At 64.4% G+C, this 17,165-nt stretch carries 9 protein-coding genes; 8 read left to right on the top strand and 1 reads right to left on the bottom strand.

What is annotated here, in order from left to right; all coding sequences use genetic code 11:
• Positions 1-174 precede the first annotated feature (174 nt).
• The 8 genes from GCN75_RS07270 to kefC all read left to right on the top strand — a co-directional run bounded on the left by GCN75_RS07270 (position 175) and on the right by kefC (position 15,139).
• Positions 175-3,771, top strand: coding sequence for an indolepyruvate ferredoxin oxidoreductase family protein (locus GCN75_RS07270; RefSeq protein WP_152282002.1), 3,597 nt, complete (start codon positions 175-177; stop codon positions 3,769-3,771).
• Between the two features lie 120 nt (positions 3,772-3,891).
• Positions 3,892-5,397 carry a S41 family peptidase gene (locus GCN75_RS07275; RefSeq protein WP_152282003.1) on the top strand — a complete coding sequence of 502 codons (1,506 nt, stop codon included), beginning with the start codon at positions 3,892-3,894 and terminating at the stop codon, positions 5,395-5,397.
• A 162-nt stretch (positions 5,398-5,559) separates the two neighbouring features.
• The gene (locus tag GCN75_RS07280; RefSeq protein ID WP_152282004.1) at positions 5,560-8,280 is read left to right on the top strand and encodes a TonB-dependent receptor plug domain-containing protein; all 2,721 of its coding nucleotides are present in this window, start codon (positions 5,560-5,562) and stop codon (positions 8,278-8,280) included.
• Between the two features lie 125 nt (positions 8,281-8,405).
• Positions 8,406-10,226: a M14 family metallopeptidase gene (locus GCN75_RS07285; protein ID WP_152282005.1), complete on the top strand. Its 1,821-nt coding sequence runs from the start codon at positions 8,406-8,408 to the stop codon at positions 10,224-10,226.
• A 61-nt stretch (positions 10,227-10,287) separates the two neighbouring features.
• The gene (locus tag GCN75_RS07290; protein WP_152282006.1) at positions 10,288-11,430 is read left to right on the top strand and encodes an ankyrin repeat domain-containing protein; all 1,143 of its coding nucleotides are present in this window, start codon (positions 10,288-10,290) and stop codon (positions 11,428-11,430) included.
• Positions 11,431-11,529: 99 nt separating this feature from the next.
• Positions 11,530-12,672, top strand: a complete 1,143-nt coding sequence (locus GCN75_RS07295) for an MGDG synthase family glycosyltransferase (RefSeq protein ID WP_226941181.1) — start codon at positions 11,530-11,532, stop codon at positions 12,670-12,672.
• A gap of 10 nt (positions 12,673-12,682) precedes the next feature.
• On the top strand, positions 12,683-13,255 hold the full coding sequence (locus tag GCN75_RS07300; RefSeq protein ID WP_152282007.1) for a dual specificity protein phosphatase family protein: 573 nt from the start codon (positions 12,683-12,685) through the stop codon (positions 13,253-13,255).
• Positions 13,256-13,318: 63 nt separating this feature from the next.
• Positions 13,319-15,139: a glutathione-regulated potassium-efflux system protein KefC gene (gene kefC, locus GCN75_RS07305; protein ID WP_152282008.1), complete on the top strand. Its 1,821-nt coding sequence runs from the start codon at positions 13,319-13,321 to the stop codon at positions 15,137-15,139.
• Positions 15,140-15,204: 65 nt separating this feature from the next.
• Here the strand turns inward: kefC and pepF are convergent, their stop codons facing one another.
• Positions 15,205-17,085, bottom strand: coding sequence for an oligoendopeptidase F (gene pepF / locus GCN75_RS07310; RefSeq protein ID WP_152282009.1), 1,881 nt, complete (start codon positions 17,083-17,085; stop codon positions 15,205-15,207).
• Positions 17,086-17,165: the final 80 nt, after the last annotated feature.

The following is a 17,165-nucleotide window of genomic DNA, read 5'->3' on the forward strand; positions in this document are numbered from 1 at the left end:
AGTAAAAAGAGCACCGGCCCGGGAGTGCAGCGCAGCAAAGAACTGCGCGCCTTCCTGTGGTAGTCTACGACAAACAAGTCATTTTTCCGCACCGGCATGCTCACAAAGCGCAGCCGGTACGTGTGAGTTCAACCGACTTTGCACGCGTAGCACAGAGAATAATGGAGACAAGTAATGAATGCACCAATCAAGGGCTCGAGTCTTGAGCCGGGCGCGCACGCGTCTGAAATTTCCCTGAACGACAAATACACCTTGGAGCGCGGCCGCGCCTTCATGACGGGCACGCAGGCGCTGATCCGCCTGCCCATGCTGCAGCGCGAGCGCGATCTGAAGGCTGGCCTGAATACGGCCGGCTACATCACCGGTTACCGCGGTTCGCCTGTGACGTCCGTCGACATGACGGCGATCAAGGCCAAGAAATACCTCGATGAGCACCACGTCAAATTCCACCCGGGCCTGAACGAAGACTTGGCCGCCACCGCCGTTTGGGGCACGCAGCAAACGAATCTGTTCGAAGACGCCAAATACGACGGCGTGTTCGGCATGTGGTACGGCAAGGGTCCCGGCGTCGACCGTTGCGGCGACGTGTTCAAGCACGCCAATAACGCCGGTTCCGCCAAGCATGGCGGCGTGCTGGTGCTGGCCGGCGACGACCATGCGGCCAAATCCTCGTCCACGGCGCACCAGTCCGACCATATCCTGAACGCTTGCGGCATCCCCGTGCTGTACCCGTCGTCGGTGCAGGAATACATCGACTACGGCTTGCACGCCTGGGCCATGAGCCGCTACACGGGCCTGTGGGTGTCGATGAAATGCGTGACCGACATCATCGAGTCGGGCGCCGCCGTCGATTTCGACCCGGACCGCGTGCAGATCACGCTGCCGACGGACTTCGAGATGCCGGCCGGTGGCCTGAACATCCGCTGGCCCGACACGGTGCTGGAACAAGAAGTGCGCATGAACAGCTACAAGTGGTACGCGGCGCTGGCGTATGCGCGTGCCAACAAGCTCAATAAGATCATCTGGGACAGCCCGAAGGCGCGCATCGGCATCATCACGGCCGGCAAATCCTACCTCGATACGCGCCAGGCGCTGGCGGATCTCGGCATCGACGAACAGACGGCGTCCGACATCGGCATCCGCCTGTACAAGATCGGCATGACCTGGCCGCTGGAAGCGGACGGCGTGCACGAATTTGCCAAGGGCCTCGACGAAATCCTCGTGGTGGAAGAAAAGCGCCAGATTCTCGAATACGCGCTCAAGGAAGAGCTGTACAACCTGAAGGACGGCGAGCGTCCGCGCGTGGTCGGCAAGTTCGACGACACGGGCGAATGGAGCAACCAGAAGGGCACGGGCCACGGCGACTGGCTGCTGCCGGCCACCTATGAACTGAACCCGGCCATGATCGCGCGGGCCATTGCCAGCCGCATCTCGCGCTATTACGCCGGTCATCCGGTGGAGCAGCGCGTGAAGGAGCGCATCGCCTACCTGGAAGCCAAAGAGAATGTGCTGAAAGCGATCAGCGTGAAACCCGATCCGCAAAAGGACCGCACGCCGTTCTTCTGCTCGGGCTGCCCGCACAACAGTTCCACCAAGGTGCCGGAAGGCTCGCGCGCGCTGGCCGGCATCGGCTGCCACTACATGGTGCTGTGGATGGACCGCGAAACGTCGACGTTTACCCACATGGGTGCCGAAGGCGTCACCTGGGTGGGGCAGGCGCCGTTCACGAATGAAAAGCACGTGTTTACCAACCTCGGCGACGGCACGTATTTCCACTCGGGCATCCTGGCCATCCGCGCGGCCGTCTCGGCCAAGGTAAACATCACCTACAAGATTCTGTTCAACGATGCGGTGGCCATGACGGGCGGCCAGGAATTCGACGGGCCATTATCTCCGGCCATCATTTCGCGCCAGATCGCCGCCGAAGGCGTGGGACCCATCATCGTCGTCACCGATGAACCGGAAAAATACCCGGACGATTACGCCTGGGCCCCAGGCGTCACCGTGCGCCACCGTTCGGAACTGATGGACGTGCAGCGCGAACTGCGCGACATGCCCGGCGTATCGGCCATGATCTACGACCAGACCTGTGCCTCGGAAAAACGCCGCCGCCGGAAACGCAATGAATACCCGGACCCGGCCAAGCGCGCCGTCATCAACGAAGCCGTCTGCGAAGGCTGCGGCGACTGTTCCGTGCAGTCGAACTGCCTGTCTGTGGAACCGCTGGAAACGGAGCTGGGGCGCAAGCGCCAGATCAACCAGTCGTCCTGCAACAAGGATTTCTCGTGCACGACGGGTTTCTGCCCCAGCTTCGTGACGGTGGAAGGCGGCGGCTTGAAAAAGCCGAAGAAGGCGGCTGCCGCCGACAAGGACGCGCCAGCGGCGCCGGCCTTGCCGACGCCGACGATTCCTTCGACGGCCGAGCCGTTCGGCATTCTCGTCACCGGCATCGGCGGCACGGGCGTGGTCACCGTGGGCCAGATCCTCGCCATGGCGGCCCACGTGGAAGGCAAGGGCTGTTCCGTGCTCGACATGAGCGGCCTGGCGCAGAAGGGCGGCCCCGTGATGTCGCACGTGCGCCTGGCAGACCGCCAGGACGATATCCATTCGACGCGCGTCGGCACCGGTGCGGCGGACCTCGTGATCGGCTGCGACCTGATCGTCACGGCCAGCCGCGACGCCCTGTCGCGCATGGGAGAGGGCCGCAGCTGGGCCATGATCAACTCGACCAGCTCGTCGACGGCCGCGTTCGTGAAGAACCCGGACTGGCAATTCCCCGGCGCTTCGGCGCGCATGGAAATCGAAAAGGCGTGCGGCAGCGACCACGTGGACTTCATCGACGCGGGCCAGATCGCCACGGCGCTGATGGGCGACTCCATCGCGACGAATATGTTCATGCTCGGCTATGCCTGGCAAAAGGGCAAAGTGCCGCTGTCGGAAGCTGCCATCATGAAGGCCATCGACTTGAACAACGTCTCGGTGGCGTTCAACAAGGCGGCCTTCAACTGGGGCCGCGCCGGTGCCCACGATGCGGCCAGCCTGGTGCGCATGACGACGCCAGCCAAGGTGGTGGAATTCAAGCGCATCGAAACGCTCGACGACCTGATCGAAAAGCGCGTGGCCCTGTTGACGGCTTACCAGGACCGCGCGTATGCGCAGCAATACCTGGACTTCGTCGGCCAGGTACGCGCCGCCGAAAGCGCCCTGAATGGCCCGCACCTGCGCCTGACGGAAGCCGTGGCCCGCTACTTCTACAAGCTGATGGCCTACAAGGACGAGTACGAAGTGGCGCGCCTGTACACGGATGGCGCCTTCCAGGCGAAGATCGCGTCCATGTTCGAAGGCGACATCAAGCTCAAGTTCCACCTGGCGCCGCCGATCATGGCGAAAACCGACGCCCAGGGCCACCTGGTCAAAAAGGAATTCGGCCCATGGATGATGAAGGCGTTTGGCGTGCTGGCCAAGTTCAAGGGCTTGCGCGGCACGGCGTTCGACATCTTCGGCCATACGGCCGAGCGCAAGATGGAACGCGCGCTGATACTCGAATACCGCTCGACGGTGGGCGGCTTGCTGCCGAAACTGACGACGGCCAAACTGGCGCAAGCCGTGGCCATCGCCAGCATCCCGGAAGACATCCGCGGCTATGGCCACGTGAAGGAGCGTCATCTGAAGGCGGCGAAAGAGAAGGAAGCGAGCTTGCTGATCGCCTTCAACGCGCCGACGCCGCTGCCGCCCGTCGTGGCAGCACCGGTGGCGGCCACCGTGGCGTGATGGCGTGACGGTATGAGCTTGACACAATGGCGCCTGCGGGCGCCATTGTGTCAAAGAAAACAACGCCTGATGGCAAAACGCATTATAATTTTTCGATAATTTCTTTTCGGAAAGTTTGCCATGCGTTCCCTGCGCTTTTCCACCCTGGCGGTTCCCCTTGCCCTTCCTTTGATCTTGCTGTTGAGTGCCTGCGGCGGAGGCGGCAGCGACAGTGCGCCCGTCGTCCCGCCTGTCACGCCGCCCGATTCTACGGCGCTGGTCGCATCCTCCACGGTCGCGAACCGGTGCGAGGCGCCGCGCAGCGGCAGCAGCATCGACAAGCCCGGTACCCTGCTCAATGAGCAGATGTGGGTGCGCAGCTGGATCGATGAAACGTATCTGTGGTACCGCGAAGTGCCGACCACGTATCTGCCGCAAAGCTTTGCCACGCCCATCGCGTATTTCAACGTGCTGAAGACGACGGCCACGACGGCGTCCGGCAAGCCCAAGGACCAGTTCCATTTCACGTATACGACGGCCGAATGGGAAGCTTCGCTCAACGGCGTGGAACTCGGTTACGGCATGCTGCTGGCCATGACGCGCAACACGCCGCCGCGCAGGGCGGTGATCTCGATAGTGGAACCGGGTTCGCCGGCGGCGCTGGCGGGCTTGCAGCGGGGCGACGTGCTGCTAACCGTCGATGGCGTCGATTTCGTCAATGCCCCCGACGCGTCCAGCGTGGCCATCCTCAACGCGGGCCTGTTCCCGCAGGCGCAGGGCACGCACTCGCTGGTATTCAGCCGCGGTGGGGCGCCCATGTCGGTGAGCCTGACGGCAGTCAGCGTGAACACCAGCGCCGTGCAGAACGAGCGCATCATCGATACGCCCACGGGCAAGGTGGGCTATCTGACCTTCAATACGCACAACAACGTGGCCGAACGCCAGCTGGTCGAGACCATGCGCCGCTTCCAGGCGGCGGGCATCAGCGACCTGGTGCTCGACGTGCGCTACAACGGCGGCGGTTACCTCGATGTCGCCAGCGAGCTGGCCTACATGATCGCCGGTCCGCAAGTGACCACCGGCAAGACCTTCGAGCAGGTGGTCTTCAATGACAAGACCAAGCCGGAAGCGCCCGTGCCCTTCCATGCGCAAAGCCAGGGCTTTCCCGCGCCCAATCCCCTGGCCAAGGGCACGCCGCTGCCATCGCTGGGCCTCAAGCGCGTGACCTTGCTGACAACGGGCAATACCTGTTCGGCCAGCGAAGCCATCATCAACGGCTTGCGCGGCGTCGATGTGCAGGTCAACCTGATCGGCGGCACGACGTGCGGCAAGCCTTACGGCTTTTATCCTGCGCCCAATTGCGGGACCACCTATTTCGCCGTGCAGTTCCAGGGCGTCAATGCCAAGGGCTTTGGCGACTTTGCCGATGGCATGGCGCCCACGTGCGACGTGGCCGATGATTACCAGCATCAGCTGGGCGACGCGGCAGAAGGCATGCTGGCGGCGGCGCTGCGCTACCGCAGCAGCGGCAGCTGTGCCCCGGCCATGGGCGCGACCCGGCTGCTGAGTTCGTCGGAGAGTCCGGCCGACACGGCCATGCGCCTGCTGCGTCCAGCCTACAAGGAAATTGCCATCATGCGGCCTTAAAGCGCATGCTTCTGCCATGGCTACTCCATGGCGGTTGACGTTTTTCTGCCCACAAATCTTTCTATATAACAATTTTGATATATAGAAAGATGAATCCATTCGTTCTGGAACGACTGGCATTTTGCTATCTTGCGGCCTTTCTCCACCTCGAAACGCGCAACGATGTCGAAACAGTTCAAGTTAACACCGCTCAGCCTTGGCGTACTGGCCATCCTGGGCGGCACCGCATGGCAGGCGCACGCGCAAACGCAAGCGCCCGCAGCGGATCAGCAGGCAGCGGCCATCCCGCCAGCCGTCGTGGTCACCGGTTCGCGCATTCCCCGCGCCAGCCTGGAAGGCCCGTCTTCCGTCACCATCCTGACCGGCGATGAAATCACCAAGCAGGGCTACAAGAACGTCTTCGACGCGCTGACCAACCAGGTGCAGAACAGCGGCTTCACGCAGGGCGAAGACTACGGCAACACCTTTACGCCGTCGGCCAATACCATCAGCCTGCGCGGCCTGGGGCCGAACCATACGCTGATCCTGCTGAACGGCCGCCGCCTGGCCGACTTCCCCATTGCCTATGATGGCGCCGTCAACTTCACCAACCTGGCGAACATCCCGTCGAGCATCGTCGAGCGCATCGAGATCCTCAACGGCGGCGCCTCGGCCATCTACGGCTCGGACGCGATCGCCGGCGTGGTCAACGTGATCCTGAAAAAACAGACGGAAGGCTTCGACATCAACGTCAAGGTCGGCGGCACTTCGCGCGGCGGCGCCGGCAACCAGCGCGTGCAGCTGACGGGCGGCGGCAATTTCGACAAGCTGCACACCCTGTTCAGCGTGGAACTGAGCCAGCGCGACCCGTTGTGGAGCATGGAGCGCGACTTCATGACCAGCCGCTCCGGCGTGCCGACCACGGTGGCCGCGCGCCGCACCCTGATGAAGGGCAAGGCCGGCAGCTATGTCGACCTGGGCGATACCTGCAACCAGTTCGGCGACATGTTCGGCGGCAGCGTGAGCAAGTACACGGCGTCGAATGGCAGCTATTGCGCCAGTCCGAAAGCCCGTCCCACCTTCTGGACCACGCAGACCAAGAACCAGAGCCAGAACGTGTTCGGCAGCGCCAATTACGAGCTCGATGCCGACACCACGCTGTTTGCCGACGTCCTGATCGGCAAAAACAAGACCGTCAACAATACGCGCGGCCCGTCGTGGACCTCGGCCTCGCTGAGCGGCAATTCCTTCCTGAACCAGAACAGCGGCGCCTACGAAGAGTGGACGCGCTTTATCTCGCCCGAGGAAATCGGCGGCGTGCAGCGCTACAACCGCAGCTGGGACGACCTGGCGACCGCCATCTCGCTGGGCGCCAAGGGCCGCATTCCGGGCAGCGCCTGGCAGTACGAGGCCAACTACAACGCGTCGGTCTACAAGAGCGAAGGGCGCAGGCCGCAGCTGCGCTCGAACATCGACAGCTTCTTCCTGGGACCGAAGCTGGGCACGGACGCAAATGGCGTGGCCATCTACGCGCCGGACCCCGCGCGCCTGGCGCAGCGCCTGACGCCGGCCGAATTCGACAGCATCAGCGGCTACAGTGTCAGCAAGGACAAGGCGTGGACGAATACGCTGAGCCTGGCCACGAATGGCGACCTGTTCCAGCTGCCTGCCGGCACGGCGAAGATCGCCACGATAGCCGAAGCGAGCAAGCAGGGCTTCAGCAACGAACCCGACGCGCGCATCGACGCAGGCTATTTCAACCTCGCCACCGGTTCGGGCACCACCGCCGGCACCCGTTCGCGCTATGCGCTGGGAGCGGAATTGAACTTGCCGCTGCATGAAAAGCTGACCGGCACCGTCGCTGGCCGCTATGACCGCTACAGCTTTGCCGGCCGCAAGGAAGGCAAGTTCACTTACAACGGCGGCCTGGAATTGCGCCCGGCGCCGGATCTGCTGTTCCGCGCCAACTACGCCACCAGCTTCCGCGCGCCGGACATGAACTACATCTACCAGGCACGCGGCAAGGGCTATTATTCGAGCACCACCGACTATTACCGTTGCGACGCCGCGGGCAAGGCCATCGACGGCTGCGAATTCGCCAACAAGGCGCCGGGCGCCGATTACGTGCAGAACGGCAGCAAGGACCTGCAGTCGGAGAAGGGCAAGTCGTTCGGCGTGGGCGCCGTCTGGTCGCCGAGTTCCAATTTCGACGTGTCGGTCGATTACTGGAACATCAAGATCGACGACCTGGTGACGAACCTGAGCGCCGACAAGCTGCTGCGCGATGAATCCGATTGCCGCCTGGGCAAGGCCGACATCGGCTCGCCGACCTGTATCGACACCTTGGGCCGCATCGAGCGCTACGCGGCCAATGCCTTGAACAAGGCCGGCGAGATCAAGACCATCACCGTCAATCCGATCAACGCGGCCAAGCAAAGCAGCAGCGGCATCGATATCAGCCTGAAGTATTTGCTGCGCACGACGGACTATGGCCGCTTTGCCTTCAAGGCCAACTACGCCCGGGTGCTGAGCAAGAAATCGCAGCAATTCGCCGGTGACGCAGAGACCGATGAAACCAAGTCGATGACGAACATGGATTGGCCGGACAAGCTGAACCTGAGCGTCAACTGGGGCGCGGGCGCCTGGTCGAATACCTTGCTGGTGAGCCGCTACGGCAAGGTGCCGAATGCCGCCGGCAAGGCCTACCTGACGCCGACGGCGCTGGCCAATATCAGCAGCGTCTACCGCATCAACGACCGCGCCACCGTCTCGCTGATCGTCAACAACGTGTTCGACAAGATCAAGCGCGACACCAGCAACGGCTGGCCGTACTACCCGATCGGCAATTACAGCCCGCAAGGCCGCCAGGGATGGATCGAGTTTAACTACCACTTTGGTTCGTAATTCGTACTGGCCGCATCCAGCCGGAACAGCATCTGCTGTTCCGGCTTTTTTATTTTCCGGCGCGTTCTTTATCGGACCGCCCCTCTATAATTGCCCGCTTGTCCTCTCTCGATGGAGTCTGACCCATGCTACGCCACGCCCTGCTGTCCACCGCCCTGTTCACCGTGTTTGCCGCCAGCGCGCAAGCCGCACCCGCCCTGACGACGGTGGCCGAGCGCTCCGCTTTCCTGCAGACGGGCCGCTACGCGGAAGTGGAAGCCTTGTGCCGGCAGTTCCAGGCGCGCTATCCGAAGCAGGTGCGCTGCGTGGAGTTCGGCCGCACGCCGGAAAACCGCCCCATGCTGGCGCTGGCCGTGACGAATACGGGCGCGCTGACGCCGGCCGAAGCGGCGCGCCGCAAGCTGCCCGTGCTGCTGGTGCAGGGCGGTATCCATGCGGGCGAGATCGATGGCAAGGATGCGGGCTTCCTGGCCTTGCGCGAAGCACTGGAAGGCAAGGCGGCGCCCGGCGCGCTGGACAAGCAGGTGCTGCTGTTCGTCCCCGTCTTCAACGTCGATGGCCATGAACGCTTCGGCCGGTGGAACCGTCCGAACCAGCGCGGTCCCGTGGAGATGGGATGGCGCAGCACGGCGCAAAACTACAACCTGAACCGCGAATACATGAAGGCCGATACGCCCGAGATGCAGCACATGCTGGCGCTGGTCAATGCCTGGGATCCGCTGGTGTATGTCGACCTGCACGTCACCGACGGCGCCCAGTTCGAACCGGACATCTCGATCCAGGTCGAACCTGTGCATGCGGGCGACGCGGCCCTGCGCGTGGCCGGCACGGCCTTGCGCGACCAGGTGCTGGCCGACCTGGCCAGCCAGGGATCGGACCCGAAGCCGTTCTACATGTCGTTTGCCGAAAACGACAATCCGCAATCGGGCTTTGTCGATTCGGCGCCGAACCCGCGCTTTTCGCACGGCTATTTCCAGCTGCGCAACCGCTTCGGCATGCTGGTGGAAACCCATTCGTGGAAAGACTATCCGACCCGCGTGCGCATCACCCGCAACACCATCGTCTCGCTGCTGTCGCAAGTGGCGCAGCATGGCGCGCAGTGGCGGCAGACGGCGCTCGAGGCGGACCAGCGCGCAACGCAGCTGGCCGGCACCACCTTGCCGCTGACCTACAAGACGACGGACAAGAGCCGCATGATCGCGTTTCGCGGCTACGCCTACACGCGCACGCCATCCGAGGTGTCGGGCGCGCTGATGACGCGCTACGATGAAACCACGCCGCAGATCTGGAACGTGCCCCTGCGCGACGAGATCGTGCCCGACCTGCAGCTGGCCGCGCCGAAGGCCGGCTACCTGGTGCCCGCCGCGCAGGCGCAGATGGTGGCGGCCAAGCTGCGCCAGCATGGCGTGGCGTACCAAGTACTGGCTGGCGCATCCGGCAAGCTGCCGGTCGAAGCCTTCCGCGCCACGACGGTGAAATTCGGCGCGCAGTCGTTCGAAGGGCGCCAGACGGCAAGCGTGCAGGGCGAGTGGCAGCACGAGGAACGCGAGGTCGGCGCAGGCGCGCTGTACGTGCCCGTCAACCAGGCCAAGGCACGCCTGGTCGTGGCCATGCTGGAGCCGCGCGCGCCCGATTCCCTGCTGGCCTGGGGCAGTTTCAATACGGCCTTCGAGCGCAAGGAATACATGGAGGAATATGTGGCCGAAGACGTGGCGCGCGCGCAGCTGGCGGCCGACCCGGCGCTGGCCGCGCAGTTTCACCAGAAGCTGGCCAGCGATCCCGCGTTTGCCGCCAGCCCGGCCGCGCGCCTGGAATTCTTCGCCCGCCGCCACGCTTCGTGGGATGAGCGCCTGAACCTGTATCCGGTGTTGCGCACGGACGTCGCGCCGGCCGCTCTTGCCGCACCGCGGGCGCGCGCACCGGAGTTGCCAAAACAGGCAGATTAATTGAAAGAAAATGTTATTCTCCGCTCGATGATGGCGCCGCCACCACGAGCAGAGACCAGCGATGGGCAACAAGACACTGTATAACCAGCACCGCGAGACGTTTTTTCGCCTCTGCGACGCCGTCGGCGAAAATCAGGTGGAACAGGTGCGCAGCCTGCTCGAGGCCACACCGCTGCTGTTGACCTTGCGCCGCTACAACATGGATGACGGCGAATCGCTGCTGCATCTGGCCGCGGCCGGCGGCAGCCGCGACGTCTGCGTCCTGCTAGTGTCGCTGGGCCTGGACATCGACCTGCCCTTGCCCGGCTACCGCAACCATACGCCGCTGGACGCGGCGGCAAGCCATGGCCATCTGGATACCTGCCGCTGGCTGCTCGAGCAGGGTGCTGCCGTCGACGGCTTGCCGGACAATATACTGTCGCCGCTGGACAGCGCCTGCGTGGGCGGCCACCAGGACGTGGTGGCAATGCTGCTGCAGTGGGGCGCCAATCCGAACCGCCTGCATACGCGCTGGAACCAGGCGCCGGTCGATATCGCCACCGGCTGGGGTTTTCCCGCGATCGCCCAATTGCTCGCTGCCGCCGGCGGCGTCAGCATACTCGACGTGCCGCAGCAGGCGGCCGCCTCGCCGCAGGAATCGATCCGCACCTTCATGCACAACAGCGCCGGCTGGGTATTGCCGGCCGTGTTCAGCCCGGACAGCGGCGACGCGCGCTTTTCGCTGGGGACCAGCTGCATCGGCGGCAAGAGCGATTTCAAGTTGTTGTTTACGGCTGGCCTGTTCCAGCAATCCCCGATGACCGAACTGGCCATCTGCCTGCCTGGCCGCTGGCCGCTGACGGTCCACGGCTTCGCGCAGCACAGCCCCTGGCGCTTTCCGGTGGCGCTGCTGGCACGCCTGGGACGGCGCACGCTCGACCAGGCCAGCCTGGCGGCGGGCGAGCTGTTGCGGCGCGACGACCCGCACCTGGCGGACCTGGCCTGGCCGGATGGCGTCGACGCGCTGCTGGCCATCGACAAGCGCTGGAATCTGGAGCCGGAGGAGGACATTGCCGACGATGACAAGGTCACCATCTATCTGCTGGTGCCGGTGAAGTTCACGAAAAAAGGCGCGCCTGACGCCAGTGCCTTGCCGGCCTTGATGGAACGCAAGCTCAAAGGCAGCTGGAAAGTGTCTGCCTTGCCCGTCCCCGTCATTGGCTAGCGCGCACGTGGCCAGATCAAACCGGCCAGCTTGCAGCGATGTTATCCTGCCAATGCATCTTCCGCGTCCGCGCGCAACCTGTTCACGCATCGGTTTTTCATGACACAAAAAATTCTTCTCCTGAGTGTCTCGGCCGGCGCCGGCCACATGCGTGCGGCGCAAGCCATCGAGGCGTATGCGGCGCGCGATGGCGGCGGCCCAGCGGCGCTGGCCCTGCATCTCGACGTGATGGAGTTCGTTACGCCCGCTTTCCGCAAGCTGTACACGGATTTGTATATCAAGCTGGTCAACAAGGCGCCCGCGCTGTGGGGCTATCTGTATCACGCCACCCACGATGCGCCGCGCGACAGCTCGATGCAGCGCCTGCGCCGCGCCGTCGAGCGCCTCAACACGCGCGCGCTGATGGCGCGGATCGCCGCCTTCCAGCCCGACGCCATCATCTGCACGCATTTCCTGCCGGCCGAACTGCTGTCGCGCGCCCTGCGCCAGCAACAGCTGGCTTGCCCCGTGTGGGTGCAGGTCACCGATTTCGACTTGCACCGCATGTGGGTGCACGAGCAGATGCAGGGCTATTTCGCCGCCACCGACGAAGTGGCGTTCCGCATGCGCCATGAAGGCATCCCAGCCGACCGCATCCACGTGACGGGCATCCCCGTCATGCCCGCGTTCGCGCAGGCGCCCGACCGCGTGCAGTGCGCGCAGGCGTGTGGCCTGGACCCGCGGCGCACGACGATCCTGCTGATGGGCGGCGGGGCTGGCCTCGGCAGCCTTGAAACGGTCGCCGCGCGCCTGCTGGCGTTGCCGGGCGACTTCCAGCTGATCGCGCTGGCGGGGAAAAACGCGGCCGCGCTGGCGGCGCTGCAGGCACTGGCCGACCAGTATCCGGGCCGCCTGCTGGCGCAAGGCTTTACCGGCGAAGTCGAGCGTCTGATGGCGTGCGCCGACCTGGTGATCACCAAGCCGGGCGGGCTGACCACGTCGGAATGCCTGGCGCTGGGCTTACCGATGATCGTCAACTCGCCGATTCCCGGGCAGGAAGAGCGCAATGCCGACTATCTGCTGGAGCAGGGCGTGGCCCTGAAGGCATTCGATGCCGTCACCCTGGAATACCGGGTGCGCCTGTTGCTCGAGCATCCCGAGCAGTTGCAATCGATGCGCGCAAAGGCGCTGGCCCTGGGCCGCCCGCGCGCCGCCCTGGACGTGCTGGCGCAGGTGCTGCGCGCCGGCGCCGTTCTTCAATAACCAGGAAACCATGATGCTGCATGTCATACTGTTGACCCTCGCCCTGGGGCTGGCCGCCGCGCCGGCCGGGGCGCAACCTTCGCCGCCACGCCATCCGGACTGGGCCACGCCGCTGCCGCAGGTGTCGAACCTGCACCAGGTCACGCCCGTCCTGTACCGCAGCGCCAGGCTGGATAGCGCCGACGTGGCCCAGTTGCAGGCGTTGGGCGTGAAGACGGTGATCAGCCTGCGCTCCTTCCACTCCGATACGCAGGTGCTGGAAGGCAGCGGCATCCGCGCCGTCCGCATCCCCATCAATACCTGGGCCATCCGCGACCGCCATGTGATCGACACCATGCGTGCCATCCGCGCCGCCGGACAGCAGGGCCCCGTGCTGCTGCATTGCCTGCACGGCGCCGACCGCACGGGCATGATGGCCGCCATGTACCGCATGCTGTACCAGGGCTGGCCGCGCGAGAAGGCGATCGACGAGCTGAAAAATGGCGGCTACGGCTACCACGCCGTGTGGAAGAATATCGAAAGCTACCTCCAGCGCGTGAATGTCGACGAACTACGCACGCGTATCGATGCGCCACAACCCTGATACCCCGCCAGCGCGCCACTTCAGGCATGATTGCGATTCCAATCACGTTTTTCCGGAATCCGCATGGAACACCACAGCTTTCTCATCAACATACTGTTTTACCTGGTGGCCGCCATCATCATGGTGCCGCTGGCCAAGCGCCTGGGCATGGGGGCCGTGCTGGGTTACCTGGTGGCCGGCGTCGTCATCGGTCCCTGGGGCCTGGGCCTGATCAAGAATGTCGAGGTGATCCTCAGCTTTTCCGAATTCGGCGTGGTGCTGCTGCTGTTTCTGATTGGCCTGGAGCTGGAGCCGAAGCGCTTGTGGCTGCTGCGCCGCCCCATTTTCGGCTGGGGCGGGGCGCAGGTGGGCGTCGTCAGCGCGGGACTGTGCGCCGTGGCCATGGCGTTTGGCGTGGACTGGCGCACGGCGCTGGTGGGCGCATTGGGGCTGTCGCTGTCGTCGACGGCCATCGTGCTGGCCACCCTGGGCGAACGCAAGCTGATGAGTACTCCGGCCGGTTCCGCCGGCTTTTCCATCTTGCTGTTCCAGGATATCGCCGCCATTCCCATGATCGCGCTGGTGCCGCTGCTGGGCGGCCTGGTCACGCATAGCGGCGAGCCGGGCTGGCTGCGCGTGGCCAAGCTGGCCGCCGTGCTGGCCGCCCTCGTGGTGGGCGGACGCTTTCTCGTCAACCCCATCCTGCGCTTCATCGCGAAGACGGACTTGCGCGAAATCTTCACGGCTTTTGCCCTGCTGCTGGTGATCGCCATCTGCGTGCTGATGGAGTCGGTGGGCCTGTCGATGGCGCTGGGCACCTTCATGGCGGGCGTGCTGCTGGCCGATTCCGAATACCGGCATGAGCTGATCAGCGACCTGGAACCGTTCAAGGGACTGTTGCTGGGCCTGTTTTTCATCGCCGTGGGCATGTCCGTCGATTTCGGCGTGCTGCGCGCCCAGCCGCTGCTGATCCTGGCCCTGGTGGCGGGCCTGCTGGCGGTCAAGATCGCCTTGCTGTATGTGCTGTCGAAGTTTTTCGACATTCCCCGCGGCCAGCAGCTGTTCTTCGCGCTGTTGCTGTCGCAAGGCGGGGAGTTCGCCTTCGTCGTGTTTGCCGCCGCCGAAGCCGCGCATGTGTTTGCGCCGGAAACGGCCGCGCTGCTGGTCGTGGTGGTGACCCTGTCGATGGTGGCCACGCCCTTGCTGCTGCTGTTGCACGATAAATTCGTCGCGCCGCGCCTGCAAGGCGACAAGAAGCGCCGCCCCGACGACCATATCGAGGCGCAGGACAATCCCATCGTCATCGCCGGCTTTGGCCGCTTCGGCCAGATCATCGGCCGCCTGCTGGCGGCGAACAAGATCGGCGTGACGGTGCTGGACCACGACCCGGACCAGATCGACCTGCTGCGCAAGTTCGGCTTCAAGGTGTTTTATGGCGACGCCACGCGCGTGGATCTGCTGGTGGCGGCCGGCATCGAGAAAGCGAAGGCGCTGGTGATCGCCATCGACAATGTGGACGACAGCCTGGCCCTGGTCGACGCCGTGCGCCTGCGCCTGCCCGAACTGACGATCCTGGCGCGCGCGCGCAACGTCACGCATTACTATGAATTGATGAAGCGGGGCGTGACCCTGATCGAACGCGAGACCTTCGCCGCCGCCTTGCTGCTGGGCGAGCAGACCTTGCAGCAGGTGGGCTACAGCGCGGAGCGGGCGCAGCGCGCGGCCGGCATCTTTGGCCGGCATAACCTGAAAACCCTGCTGGAAGTGGCGCCGCACTTCCAGGACCAGCAAAAAGTCATGTCGCTCACGCGCCAGGCGCGCGAGGAGCTGGAAGACATGTTCGAGAGCGATGCGGCCGCGTTTGCGGCGGCTGAAACTTCGGGGTCAGACCCTCAACACCGCTAACACAGAGGCTTGCGCTAACAGTCGAGGGGGTCTGACCCCAGCCTTCGCTTGGGGTTTGCTAAAGCTTACTTCCCCCGCTTCGTTTCAATCGCCTCGATCTGGTCCATGATGCCGTTCATGCGCGCCACCAGCGCCTGATACGGTTTCGGCGAGGCCAGGTCGACGCCTGCCGCCTTCACCAGCTCATACGGGTAGGCTGAGCCGCCCGCGCTGAGCATCTTCAGGTAGGCGGCCAGGGCGCCCGGTTCCTTGTCGAGGATGCGCTGCGCGAAATCCTGCGCCGCCGCGATCGAGGTGGCGTACTGGAACACATAGAAGCCGTGATAGAAATGCGGCACGTAGGCCCATTCCAGCGCGTAGGCGGGATCGATGGTCATGACGCCCTGCGCTGCGCCGTGGTAGCGCTGGAGGATGCCGGCATAGATGGCCGTGATCTCTTCGCCCGTCAGCGACTCGCCCTTGTCCACCTTGCCGTGGATGGCCGCTTCGAATTCGGCGAACATGGCCTGGCGGAAGAAGGTACCGCGCAGGTTTTCCAGCGCCGCGCCCAGGTACAGCAGGCGCTCGTCGTCATCCTTGGCCTGCTTCAGGCGCGCGTCGAGCAGCAGCGCCTCGTTCGTCGTCGAGGCGATTTCCGCGACAAAGATGCTGTACGGCGCATAGATCGACGACTGCGCCTTGTTGGCCAGCACCGAGTGCATGGCGTGGCCCCATTCGTGCGTCAGGGTGCTGACGGCTTCGTAATTGTCCGTGTAGTTGAGCAGCACGAACGGATGCACGTCGTACGCATCGCCATTCATGTAGGCGCCCGCCACCTTGCGCGGGCGCGGATACACATCCATCCAGCGCGCCTCCACGGCCGACGCAAGGGCCTTGACGTAGTCGGGACCCAGCGGCGCGACGGAATCGAGCATCATCCGCTTGCCGTCGGCCAGCGGGAAGCTGCGGTCGCTTTTCAGCAGCGGCGCATAGATGTCGTAATACGCGAGGTCCTGGATGCCCAGCATGCGCGCGCGCAGCTTGAAGTAGCGGTGCAGGGTGGGCAGGTTGGCATTGGTTTGCGCGATCAGGGTCTGGTAGACGGCCGGCGGCAAATTGTCGGCGTCGAGCGCGGCGCTTTGCGAGTCGGCATAGCGGCGCACCTTCGCATACGCGGCATCCGTTTTCAGCTGGCCGTACAGGGTTTCGCCGAACGTGCGTTCATATTCTTTCCACTTGCCGAAAAAGGCGTCGAACACCAGCTTGCGGTCGGCGCGCTGGTCGTCGCCGCGATACTTGGTGTAGGCCGCCTGGTCGAGACGCACCTCTTTACCGTCCGACAATTTGACGGTCGGCCACGGGATTTCCGCATTGGCCAGGGTGCGGTAGACGCTGGCGGCCGAGCTGGTCGCCAGGCCGAATTGCGCCACCAGCTGTTCGCCCGCCGCGTCCAGCGTATGGGGTGCGCTGCGCAACATGTTGCTCAATTGAAAGCGGTACAGTTGCAAACCCTTGTCCTTGGCCAGCATGGCATCGATGCGCCTGGCGCCCAGGGCGAGGATTTCCGGTTGCAGGAAGGTGCTTGCCTGGGTGAATTCGTTGCCCAGCAGGGCGGCGCGCTGGTTCAGCTGGTTGCCCTTGCTGTCGCCCGTATCCTGGTCGTAATACTGCGCCGCATACGTGTACAGCATGTTGACGCGCTTGCGCGCATCGGCGTACAGGTCCAGGCAGCTTTTCAGGCGGGGCGGCGATGCCAGCTGCCCCTTGCAGGCGCCCAGCTGCTGCAGCTGGGCCGACAGCTTTTTCGCATCCGCGTCGAACGCGGCCTCGTTCGGATACAGCGCCGTCAGATCCCAGCGGTCGGCCTGCCTGTCGGTCTGGGCGGGCGCAGGAGCGGCAAAGGCGGTGGCGAGGCTGAGGGCCAGCAGGGAAAACAGCAGGGGGCGCTTGAGCGCGGATGGCGTCATGGTTCATTCCAGTGAGGTTGTCGGAAGAATGCGTGCTGACCGCCGGGCAGGGACGTGCGCGTGACACACCGCGTACCGGC

The organism is Janthinobacterium violaceinigrum, from assembly GCF_009208555.1.
Taxonomy (GTDB): domain Bacteria; phylum Pseudomonadota; class Gammaproteobacteria; order Burkholderiales; family Burkholderiaceae_D; genus Janthinobacterium; species Janthinobacterium violaceinigrum.